The organism is Streptomyces sp. NBC_01689, from assembly GCF_036250675.1.
Lineage (GTDB): Bacteria > Actinomycetota > Actinomycetes > Streptomycetales > Streptomycetaceae > Streptomyces.
In genome coordinates this window covers 173,182-185,981 of sequence record NZ_CP109592.1, presented here as the reverse complement: position 1 = coordinate 185,981, position 12,800 = coordinate 173,182, and the positions used below count along the sequence as shown (strand labels likewise).

Below are 12,800 nucleotides of genomic sequence, written 5' to 3'. Positions count from 1 at the left end.
TTCGGGCAGACGCCTAGACTTGACCCCTTGCCCGGACCCTCCCTCCCTCGCTATGGGGACAGGTCCCAGAGCCCGCGAACGGCACGTCCCGGGCACCCGGGCACCGCTTAGGAATTCCCCTAGAGCACCTGGCAGGAGCGTCGAGCGCGCCGGACACCGTGCAACCGTGAGGGCTGCCCCGACCCCGTCGCCTTGGTGTTTGGAGTGCCATCCATGAACGAGCCGGTACCCGCGGACGCCCGGACCACCGTTTCGGCCCACGAACCCGTGGCCGTGGTCGGCCTTGCGTGCCGGCTGCCCGGCGCGAACGGACCGGACGCCTACTGGAGGCTGCTCACGGAGGGCCGCAGCGCCATCACCGACGCCCCCGCGGACCGTCGCACCGGCGCACCGCACGACGACGCCTTCACCACCGGCCGGGGCACCACGATCCCCTACCGCGGCGGCTTCATCGACGCCCCCGCCGACTTCGACGCGGACTTCTTCGGCATCTCACCCCGTGAGGCCGAAGCCATGGACCCGCAGGCCCGGCTCGTCCTCGAACTGGGCTGGGAGGCACTGGAACACGCCGCGCTCCCGGTGACCGGCCTGCCGCACGCCACCGGCGTCTTCGTCGGCGCCGACGTCTCCGACTACGCCGCCCTCGTCCACCGGCAGGGCCCCGAAGCCGTCGGCCACCACACCGCCACCGGCCTCAACCGCGGCCTCATCGCGGGCCGCCTCTCCTACGCCCTCGGCGTCAGCGGCCCCAGCCTCACCGTCGACAGCGCCCAGTCGTCCTCCCTCGTCGCCGTCCAGCTCGCCTGCGACAGCCTCCGCTCCGGCGACTGCGAACTCGCCCTCGCCGGCGGCGTCCACCTCAACCTCACCCCCGACAGCACCCTGACCCTCGCCGAGTTCGGCGGCCTCAGCCCGGACGGCCTGTGCCACACCTTCGACGCCCGCGCCAACGGATTCGTCCGCGGCGAGGGCGCCGCCTTCGTCGTCCTCAAGCCCCTCGCCCGGGCCCTGGCCGACGGCGACCGCGTCCACGCAGTCATCCGCGGCGGAGCCGTCAACAACGACGGCACCGGCGCCACCCTCACCACCCCCGACGCCGCCGCCCAGGAAGCCGCCATCCGCAGCGCCTGCGCCCGCGCCGGCGTCGCCCCGGCCGGCATCGACTACGTCGAACTGCACGGCACCGGCACCCGGGTCGGCGACCCCGTGGAAGCCGCCGCGCTCGGCGCCGCCATCGGCACCGACCCCGACCGCCGCACCCCCCTGGCCGTCGGCTCCGTCAAGACCAACATCGGCCACCTGGAAGGCGCCGCCGGCATCGCGGGACTGCTCAAGACGGTCCTCTGCCTCGCCCACGGCCGGCTCGTCCCGAGCCTCAACCACACCACGCCCAACCCGGCCATCGACCTCGACGGACTCGGCCTGCGCGTCCAGCTGGAAACCACCGAGTGGACCACACCGGACCCCGGCCGGCCGCTGCGCGCGGGCGTCTCCTCCTTCGGCATGGGCGGCACCAACGCCCACCTCGTCCTCGAACAGGCACCCCCGACCACCCCGCCCGCACCCCGGCCAGCCGACACCGCACGGCCCGCCGGCGCCGAACCCCCCGTGGTGCCCTGGCTGCTGTCCGCCCGCAGCCCCGAGGCCCTGCACGCCCAGACCGCACGACTCGCCGCCCACCCCGCCGCCCAGGCCGACCCCGTCGACACCGGCTGGTCCCTGCTCACCACCCGCACCCCCCTCGCGTACCGGGCCGTCGGCGCCGCCACCGACTCCGCCGGCATCCTGCGCCACCTCACCGCCGCCATCCCCCCGGGCCCCGCGGGCGGACACATCGACCGGCCCGTCTTCGTCTTCCCCGGCCAGGGCAGCCAGTGGGCCGCCATGGCGGACGAACTCATGACCACCGCACCCGCCTTCGCCGACCGGATCGCCGAGTGCGAGGCCGCCCTCGCCCCGCACGTCGACTGGTCACTCTCCGCCGTCCTGCGCGGCGACCCCAGCGCACCCTCGCTGGACCGCTCCGACGTCGAAGTCGTCCAGCCCGTCCTGTGGGCCGTCATGGTGTCCCTGGCCGCCCTGTGGCAGGCCCACGGCGTACGACCTGCGGCGGTCGTCGGACACTCCCAGGGCGAGATCGCCGCCGCCTGCGTCGCCGGCGCGCTGAGCCTGGAGGACGGCGCCCTGGCCGTCGCCCAGCGCAGCAAGGCACTCATCGCGCTCAAAGGCCTCAGCGGCATGATGTCCGTGGCCCTCCCCGAGCCCCAGGCACGCACCCTCATCGCCGCCTGGGACGGCCGCGTCGCCGTCGCCGCCGTCAACGGCCCCTCCTCGGTCGTCGTCTCCGGCGACACCACCGCCCTCGACGAACTGACCGCCGAGGCCGAACACCAAGGCGTACGCGTACGCCGCATCGACGTCGACTACGCCTCCCACTCCGCGCACGTCGAAGCCGTCCAGGACGAGGTCCTGCGCCTCCTCGCCCCGCTCACCCCCCGCACGCCCGAGATCCCCTTCCTGTCCACGGTCACCGGCGACTGGCTGCGCGACGCCCGCACCGACGCCGCCTACTGGTACGCCAACCTGCGCCGGCCCGTCCTCCTGGAACCCGCCGTACGGGCCCTGGCCGCCGCCGGACACACCGTCTTCGTCGAGGTCAGCCCGCACCCCGTGCTGACCACCCCGGTCCGCGAGACCGCCGAGGCCGCGGCCGCCCACCCCGAACACACCGTCGTCACCGGCACCCTGCGGCGCAACGACGGCGGCCTCACCCGCTTCTACACCTCGCTCGGAGAACTCTGGACACGCGGCGCCGACGTCGACTGGACCCCGGCCTTCGCCGCCCACCGGCCCCGCACGGTCGACCTGCCCACCTACGCCTTCCAGCGCCGCCGCCACTGGATCGACACCACCCCCGGCACCCCCGCACACCCCCACACCGTCCCCGCCGCCCCCGCGCACCGCCCCCCGGCACCCGCCACCCCCACCGGCACCGGCACCGGCGACAGCCTCCGACTCGTCCGGGAGAGCGCGGCCCTCATCCTCGGCCACACCGACGCCGACGCCATCGACCCCGCACGCTCGTTCAAGGACCTCGGCTTCGACTCGGTCACCGTCGTCGAACTGTGCGACCGCCTCAACCGCGCCGCCGGCCTGCGCCTGCCCGCCACCGTCGTCTACGAACACCCCACCCCCGCCCGCCTCGCCCGCCACCTCGACACCGCACACGACACCACCGCGACCGAGGCGGCCGCGCCCGTGGCGCGGGGCGCGGCGAACGACGAACCCATCGCGATCGTGTCGATCGGCTGCCGGTATCCCGGCGGGGTGCGCTCGCCCGAGGACCTGTGGCGGCTGGTGCGTGAGGAGGCCGACGTCATCTCGGGGTTCCCCACGGACCGTGGCTGGGACCTCGACGCGCTCTACGACCCGGATCCCGACCGCAGCGGCACCAGCTACGTCCGCGAAGGCGGATTCCTGCACGACGCCGCCGAGTTCGACGCCGGATTCTTCGGGATCTCCCCGCGTGAAGCCCTCGCGATGGACCCGCAGCAGCGCCTCCTGCTGGAGACCACCTGGGAGGCACTGGAGCGCGCCGGCATCGACCCGCACCGACTGCAGTCCACCCCCACCGGCGTCTTCATCGGAGCCACCGCCCCCGAGTACGGCCCACGCCTGCACGAAGCGCTCGAAGCGGTCGAGGGCCACGTCCTGACCGGCACCACGGCGAGCGTCGCCTCCGGCCGCATCGCCTACACCCTGGGCCTCGAAGGCCCCGCCGTCACCGTCGACACCGCCTGCTCCTCCTCCCTGGTCGCCCTCCACATGGCCGTCCAGTCCCTGCGCTCCGGAGAGTGCTCCCTCGCCTTCGCCGGCGGCGCCACCGTCATGGGCGCCCCGGGCATGTTCGTGGAGTTCAGCCGCCAGCGCGGCCTCGCGGCCGACGGACGCTGCAAGCCGTTCGCGGAAGGCGCCGACGGCACGGCCTGGGCCGAAGGCGTGGGGGTCCTGCTCCTGGAGCGGCTCTCGGACGCCCGCCGCAACGGCCACGAGGTCCTCGCGGTCGTCCGTGGCTCGGCGATCAACCAGGACGGTGCGTCCAACGGTCTGACCGCCCCCAACGGCCTCTCCCAGCAGCGTGTCATCCGCGCCGCCCTCGCCAACGCGGGCCTGTCGGCCGTCGACGTCGACGCGGTGGAGGCGCACGGTACGGGCACCAAGCTCGGTGACCCGATCGAGGCGCAGGCGCTGCTGGCCACCTACGGGCAGGACCGGGACGCGGACCGGCCGCTGTGGCTGGGCTCGGTGAAGTCCAACATCGGTCACAGTCAGGCGGCTTCGGGTGTGGCCGGGGTCATCAAGATGGTGCAGGCGATGCGGCACGGTGTGCTGCCCAGGTCCCTGCACGCAGACGAGGTGTCGTCGTTCGTGGACTGGTCGGCCGGCGCGGTCGAGGTCCTCTCCGAGGCCCGGCCCTGGGCGGGGGACGACCGCCCCCGACGGGCCGGCGTCTCCTCGTTCGGCGTGAGCGGCACCAACGCCCACGTCATCATCGAACAGCCCGCACCCGGGCAGCACGAGTCCGGGCGCCCCGAACCCGACCCGTCCGCGTCCGAGTCGACCGTCCCCGACGAGCCCGCGTCCGAGGCGTCCGGCCCGGCGGCCGCCGAGCCCGCTGCCGAGCCCGCCGACGTCGTGGTCCCCCTGCTGGTCTCGGCCCGCTCTGAGAAGGCGCTCGACGACCAGACCGAGCGCCTTGTCTCCCACCTCCGGGAGACGGACGCGCACCCCGTCGATGTGGCCTGGACCCTGTTCAATCACCGTTCCGTGTTCGAGAACCGGGCGGTGCTGATCGGCGAGGAGGTCGTCGCCTCCGGTGCCGCTGGGTCCGCCGCCACACCGCCGTCCGCCGTCTTCGTGTTCCCGGGTCAGGGTGCGCAGTGGGTGGGGATGGCGGTGGAACTCCTGGACTCTTCACCGGTGTTCGCGGCTCGTTTCGGTGAGTGCGCGGCGGCGCTGGACGGGTTGGTGGAGTGGTCGTTGATGGATGTGGTCCGGGGCGCGGAAGGCGCTCCCGGGCTGGACCGGGTGGATGTGGTGCAGCCTGTGCTGTGGGCGGTGATGGTGTCGCTGGCGGCGTTGTGGGAGTCGTTCGGTGTGCGTCCGTCCGCGGTGGTGGGTCATTCGCAGGGTGAGATCGCGGCCGCGGTCGTTGCGGGTGCGTTGAGCCTGCAGGACGGTGCGCGGGTGGCGGCGTTGCGCTCTCGTGCGATCACCGCGCTGGCGGGTGAGGGCGGGATGGTGTCGGTGGCGCTCTCGCGGGAGCGGGCCGAGGAACTGATCGCGGCCTGGGAGGGCCGTATCTCGGTCGCGGCGGTCAACGGGCCGACCTCGGTGGTGGTTTCCGGCGACGCGGACGCCCTGGATGAGCTCGTGGAGCAGGCCGGTGTTCAGGAGGTGCGGGTGCGTCGGGTCGAGGTGGACTACGCCTCGCACTCCGCGCACGTCGAGCGGATCAGGGATGAGCTGTTGGAGGTTCTTGCTCCGGTCGTTCCGCGTGAGCCGGGGGTGCCGTTCTTCTCGACGGTGACGGGGGAGTGGATCGAGTCCGCGCAGACGGATGCCGACTACTGGTACACGAACCTGCGTCAGACCGTCCAGCTGGAGCCCGCTGTCCGGGCGCTGGTCGCGTCGGGTCATGGTGCGTTCCTGGAGATGAGCCCGCACCCGGTGCTGACCGTTCCGGTGGGGGAGACGGTGGAGGCGGCCGGTGTCGAGGCCGTGGTCACCGGTACTTTGCGCCGCGGTCAGGGCGGTCTGGCCCGTTTCTACACCTCCCTCGGTGAGGCCTGGACACGCGGTGTCACCGTCGACTGGGCCCAGGCGTTCGCCGAACAGCGTCCGCAGCGCGTCGAGTTGCCCACCTACGCCTTCCAGCGCCAGCGGTTCTGGCTGGAGTTGCCGAAGGCGTCAGCCGCGGCGGATCCGGTGGACGAGGCGTTCTGGAAGAGTGTCGAGGACGGTGACCTGGAAGGGTTCGCCCGTACGCTCGGCATAGAGGACCAGGAGTCGCTGGGCGCGGTCGTGCCCGCCCTGTCCTCCTGGCGCCGCGGCCGCCGCGAGCGTTCCACCCTCGACAGCTGGCGCTACCGCATCGTCTGGCGGCCGCTGTCCATCCAGGCGCCCACCGGCGCGCACGCCGACGGCAGTTGGCTGCTCGTCGTCCCGGAGACGTTCGACGACGCCCCGCTCTTCCGGGCCGTCCTCGGCGCCCTCACCGAACGGACGGACGGCGTCAGCGTTTTGACCGTCGGTACCGCGGACTCCGAGCGGCAGCGACTGGCGGAACGCCTGCGGGCCGAGGCCGAGAACCGTACCTTCGGCGGCGTCCTCTCCCTGACCGGCCTCGACGAACTGCCGCACCCCGAGCACGCGTCCGTACCCCGTGGCCTGGCCGTGAGCCTGACCCTCGTGCAGGCGCTCGGCGACGCGGAGATCCAGGCACCCCTGTGGTGCCTCACCCGCGGTGCCGTCGCCACCGCCGACGACCGGGCACCCGCCGCACCCGTACAGGCAGGTGTCTGGGGACTCGGCCGCGTCGCCGCCCTCGAACACCCCAAGCGCTGGGGCGGTCTGATCGACCTCCCCGAGGCGGCCGACGAGTCCACCCTGAAGCTGCTCGTCCACCTCCTCGCCGGACAGGGCACCGAGGACCAGATCGCCGTCCGCGCCAGCAAGGCCTACGGCCGTCGGCTCATCCGCGCCCCGTACGGCCAGGCACCCGCCACCCGGTCCTGGAAGCCGAGCGACACCGTCCTCGTCACGGGCGGCACCGGCGCCCTCGGTGTCCGTATGGCGCGCTGGCTCGCCGGCCAGGGCGCCGCCCGTCTCGTCCTGACCGGACGCCGCGGCGCCGACACACCGGGCATGGACGAGGTCCGCCGGGAACTCGAGGAACAGGGCACCTCGGTCAGCGTCGTCGCCTGCGACATGGCCGACCCCGGCTCCGTCACCGCGCTGGTCCGGCACCTGGAGCAGGAGGACGTACCGCCCGTCCGCACGGTCGTGCACGCCGCGGGCATCAGTGCCCTGGGATCCCTCGACGACGCGGGGATCACCGACCTGGTGTCGACCCTGTCCGGCAAGGTCCTCGGCGCCGACCACCTCGACGCCGCACTCGACCCGGCCGCACTCGACGCCGTCGTCTACTTCTCCTCCATCTCCGGCACATGGGGCGTCGCCGACCACGGCGCCTACGCCGCCGCCAACGCCATCCTCGACGCACGCGCCGAGCAGCGCCGCGCGGACGGCGTGCCCGTCCTCTCGGTCGCCTGGGGCCCCTGGGCGGGCGGCGGCATGATCGCCGAGAACCTTCAGGACACCCTCCGCCGCCGCGGTGTGCCCGTCATCGATCCGGACACCGCCGTCACCGGTCTCCAGCAGGCCCTGGACCACGACGAGACACTCATCGCGCTCGCCGACGTGGACTGGCGCCGCTTCGCCGGGGTGTTCACCTCGGTCCGGCGCAGTGACCTCCTCGCCGAACTGCCCGAGGCACAGGCCGCCGACGACGAGAACCCGGCACCCGGAACCGACCCCACGCCGCTCCAGCACCTGGCGCCGCTCGACCCGGCCCGCCGCCGCACGGCCCTGCTGGACCTGGTCAGCCGACAGGTCGCCACCGTCCTCGGCCACGACAGCGCGGAGGACATCGACACCGAACTCGCCTTCAAGGACCTCGGCTTCGACTCGCTCACCGCCGTCGAACTGCGCAACCGCCTCGGCCGGACCACCGGACTGCGGCTGCCCACCACCGTCGTCTTCGACCACCCCAGCATCTCGGCACTGGCCGACCTCATCGACGCACAGGCCTTCGGCTCCCGGCAGGACCCCGCCGAGGCGGCCGCACCGGTGGCGCGGGGCGCGGTGGACGGCGACCCGATCGCGATCGTGTCGATGGGGTGCCGGTATCCCGGCGGGGTGCGTTCGCCCGAGGACCTGTGGCGAGTGGTGCGTGAGGAGGCCGACGTCATCTCGGGGTTCCCCACGGACCGTGGCTGGGACCTCGACGCGCTCTACGACCCGGATCCCGACCGCAGCGGCACCAGCTACGTCCGTGAGAGCGGATTCCTGCACGACGCCGCCGAGTTCGACGCCGGATTCTTCGGGATCTCCCCGCGTGAAGCCCTCGCGATGGACCCGCAGCAGCGCCTCCTGCTGGAGACCACCTGGGAGACGCTGGAACGCGCCGGCATCGACCCGCGGGCACTGCGCGGCAGCAGCACCGGCGTCTACCTGGGCCTGACCGACCAGGAGTACGCCGCCCAACTGCGCGCGGCCGCGGGGGAGGCCGAGGGATACCTGGCCACCGGAGCGGCGGCGAGCGTCGCCTCCGGCCGCGTCGCCTACACCCTGGGCCTGGAAGGCCCCGCCGTCACGGTCGACACCGCCTGCTCCTCCTCCCTGGTCGCCCTCCACATGGCCGTCCAGTCCCTGCGCTCCGGAGAGTGCTCCCTCGCCCTCGCGGGAGCCGTCACCGTGATGTCCGGGCCCGGCCCCTTCGTCGCCTTCAGCAGGCAGCGGGCCCTGTCCCCGGACGGTCGCTGCAAGCCCTTCTCCGCCGAGGCGGACGGCTTCGCCCTGTCCGAGGGCGCGGGCGTCCTGCTCCTGGAGCGCCTGTCCGACGCCCGCCGCAACGGCCACGAGGTCCTCGCGGTCGTCCGCGGCTCGGCGATCAACCAGGACGGTGCGTCCAACGGTCTGACCGCCCCCAACGGCCCCTCCCAGCAACGAGTGATCCAGGCGGCCCTGGCCAACGCGGGCCTCGCCGCCCAGGACATCGACGTCGTCGAGGCGCACGGTACGGGCACGAAGCTCGGTGACCCGATCGAGGCGCAGGCGCTGCTGGCCACCTACGGGCAGGACCGGGACGCGGACCGGCCGCTGTGGCTGGGCTCCGTGAAGTCCAACATCGGTCACAGTCAGGCGGCTTCGGGTGTGGCCGGGGTCATCAAGATGGTGCAGGCGATGCGGCACGGTGTGCTGCCCAGGTCCCTGCACGCCGACGAGGTGTCACCGTTCGTGGACTGGTCCGCCGGCGCGGTGGAAGTCCTTTCCCAGGCCCGGCCCTGGACCGGCGACGAGCACCCCCGACGGGCCGGCGTCTCCTCCTTCGGCATCAGCGGCACCAACGCCCACGTCATCATCGAACAGCCCGCACCCGTACCCGCCGAGCCCGCCCCCACCGACCTTCCCGACCCCACGGGCGTGACCGTCCCCCTGCTGGTCTCGACCCGCTCCGAGAAGGCGCTCGACCAGCAGACGAAGCGACTCCTGGCCCATCTGCGCGACACCGACCCGGGCGAGACGGGCACACGCCCCGTCGACGTGGCCTGGACCCTGTTCAACCACCGTTCCATGTTCGAGAACCGGGCGGTGCTGATCGGCGAGGACGTCGTCGCCTCCGGTGCCGCAGGGTCCGCCGCCACACCGCCGTCCGCCGTCTTCGTGTTCCCGGGTCAGGGTGCGCAGTGGGTGGGGATGGCCGTGGAACTCCTGGACTCTTCACCGGTGTTCGCGGCTCGTTTCGGTGAGTGCGCGGCGGCGCTGGACGGGTTGGTGGAGTGGTCGTTGATGGATGTGGTCCGGGGTGCGGAAGGCGCTCCCGGGCTGGACCGGGTGGATGTGGTGCAGCCTGTGCTGTGGGCGGTGATGGTGTCGCTGGCGGCGTTGTGGGAGTCGTTCGGTGTGCGTCCGTCCGCGGTGGTGGGTCATTCGCAGGGTGAGATCGCGGCCGCGGTCGTTGCGGGTGCGTTGAGCCTGCAGGACGGTGCGCGGGTGGCGGCGTTGCGCTCTCGTGCGATCACCGCGCTGGCGGGTCAGGGCGGGATGGTGTCGGTCGCGCTCTCGCGGGAGCGGGCCGAGGAGTTCATCGCGGCCTGGGAGGGCCGTATCTCGGTCGCGGCGGTCAACGGGCCGACCTCGGTGGTGGTTTCCGGTGACGCGGACGCCCTGGATGAGCTCGTGGAGCAGGCGGGCGGGCAGGAGGTGCGGGTGCGTCGGGTCGAGGTCGACTACGCCTCGCACTCCGCGCACGTCGAGCGGATCAGGGATGAGCTGTTGGAGGTTCTTGCTCCGGTCGTTCCGCGTGAGCCGGGGGTGCCGTTCTTCTCGACGGTGACGGGGGAGTGGATCGAGTCCGCGCAGACGGATGCCGACTACTGGTACACGAACCTGCGTCAGACCGTCCAGCTGGAGCCCGCTGTCCGGGCGCTGGTCGCGTCGGGTCATGGTGCGTTCTTGGAGATGAGCCCGCATCCGGTGCTGACTGTTCCGGTGGGGGAGACGGTGGAGGCGGCCGGGAGCGAGGCCGTGGTCACCGGTACTCTGCGCCGCGGTCAGGGCGGACTCGCCCGTTTCTACACCTCCCTCGGCGAGGCGTGGACACGCGGCGTCGCCGTCGACTGGGCACCGGCCTTCACCCCCTACACGCCCCGCCGGGTCGAACTGCCCACCTACGCCTTCCAACGCGACCGCTACTGGCTGGAGTTGCCGAAAGCGTCAGCCGCGGCGGATCCGGTGGACGAGGCGTTCTGGAAGAGTGTCGAGGACGGTGACCTGGAAGGGTTCGCCCGTACGCTCGGCATAGAGGACCAGGAGTCGCTGGGCGCGGTCGTGCCCGCCCTGTCCTCCTGGCGCCGCGGCCGCCGCGAGCGTTCCACCCTCGACAGCTGGCGCTACCGCATCGCCTGGCGGCCCAGGCCCGCGCAGGCCGCACCCGCACCGGGGGCACCCGCCCCGGCCCTCGACGGCACCTGGCTCGTCGCCGTCCCCGAGAGCCACCAGGACGACACTCTCGTCACGGCCGCCCTCGACGCCCTGCACACCGCCGGCGCCCGGACCGTCCGGCTGACCGTGCCCGACTCCGCCCAGCGCGGCGAACTGGCCGGACGACTGCTCGCGGACCTGCCCGCGGACGTGACACCGGACGGCGTCCTGTCCCTGCTCGCCGTCAACACCCGTGCGAGCGACCACAGTCCGGGCGTCTCGTACGGACTGCTCGGATCGATGGCACTCGTCCAGGCCCTCGACGACGCCGCGATACCCGGCCGGCTGTGGTGCCTCACCCGCGGCGCGGTCTCGACCGGCGAAGGCGACCACGCCCCCGATCCGGCACAAGCGGCCGTATGGGGACTCGCCCGGGTGATCGGCCTCGACGCCCCCGATCGCTGCGGCGGCCTCGTCGACCTGCCCGCCGGTGACACGGAGTCCGCCGTACACCTCGCGCTCGCCCTGCTCACCCCGCAGACCGGGGAGGACGGCGGCCGAGAGACCGAGTTCGCGGTGCGCGGGGGAGGGGTCAGCGTCCGCCGTATGATCCGCACACCGCTCCCCACGTCCGCGCGCGACGACGACACCTGGCGACCGCGCGGCACGGTCCTCGTCACCGGTGGAACGGGAGCCCTCGGCTCCCAGGTCGCCCGGTCCCTGGCCGAGGGCGGCGCCGAACACCTCATCCTGACCAGCCGGCGCGGCCCCGATGCCCCCGGCGCAAGCGAACTGTGCGACGAACTCACCGCCCTCGGCTGCCGCGTGACCGTCGCCGCCTGCGACGTCGCCGACCGCGAGGCACTCGCCGCCCTGCTCGCCCAGGTGCCCGACACCGCGCCCCTCACCGCGGTCGTCCACACGGCGGGCGCGGTCGAGACGGCACGGCCGCTGGGCGACCTCGCACCCGAGGACGCCGTCGCCGTGATGCACGCCAAGGTCCTCGGCGCGCAGAACCTCCACGAACTGCTGAGCGGCCACCCCCTGGACGCCTTCGTCCTGTTCTCCTCCGGCGCCGGCGTCTGGGGCAACGGAGGACAGGCCCCCTACGCCGCCGCCAACGCCCACCTCGACGCCCTCGCCGAACAGCGCCGCGCCCGAGGACTGCCCGCCACCTCGATCGCCTGGGGAGCCTGGGCGGGCGGCGGCATGGTCGACGAAGAGGTCGGGGAGCAACTGCTGCGCCGCGGCGTCCCGGCGATGGCCCCCGAACTCGCGGTCCGCGCCCTGGCCGGGGCGGCCACCGGCCGGGAGAGCACCCTCGTGGTCGCCGACATTCGCTGGGACCGCTTCCTGCCCGCCTACTGCGCCCACGGACACCGGCCGCTCATCGACGAGGTGCCCGAGGTACGCGAACTCCTCGCCGCACGCGACGCCGCACGCCCCGACACCCAGGACGACGGAGCCGACGCGGCCACCGCCCTGCTGGCCGAACTGGCCGCGCTGCCCGAGGCCAAACGCCGACGCCGGCTCGTCGACCTGATCCGTACCCACGTGGGCGCGGTCCTGGGACACGGCCCGTCCGGCACCGTCAAACCCGGACGCGCCTTCCGCGACATGGGATTCGACTCCCTGACCGCGGTGGAACTGCGCAACCGGCTCAGCGGGGTCTTCGGCACCCGCCTCTCGGCGACCATCGTCTTCGACCACCCGACGCCGAACGCCCTCGCCGACCACCTGGAAGCGGAACTGCTGCCGGAGGCGAGCGGACCGGCCACCGATCTGCCCGCCGGTCTGCAACAGCTCGAAGCCGCCTACCGGCAGGCGTCCGACCCCGCCGCACGACAGGCACTCACCGCATCACTGCGCACACTGCTGGACACCTGGGCCGCATCCGAAGAGCCGGAAGAGGCGACGGTCGACGAGGAACTGCTCGCCGCCTCCGACGAGGACATGTTCGACCTGATCGACAGGGAACTCGGGATCTCCTGAGCGGAACCCCGTCATGGCTCCCGATTCTCGAAGGGCTGACT

At 73.2% G+C, this 12,800-nt stretch carries 1 protein-coding gene; it reads left to right on the top strand.

From position 1 onward, the window contains the following. Positions 1–213: 213 nt before the first annotated feature. The gene (locus OG776_RS00415; RefSeq protein ID WP_329318056.1) at positions 214–12,759 is read left to right on the top strand and encodes a type I polyketide synthase; all 12,546 of its coding nucleotides are present in this window, start codon (positions 214–216) and stop codon (positions 12,757–12,759) included. Positions 12,760–12,800 lie beyond the last annotated feature (41 nt).

Excerpts from the sequence above, each read along its gene's own strand:
- OG776_RS00415 (WP_329318056.1), top strand. The coding sequence starts at position 214 with ATGAACGAGCCGGTACCCGCGGACGCCCGGACCACCGTTTCGGCCCAC.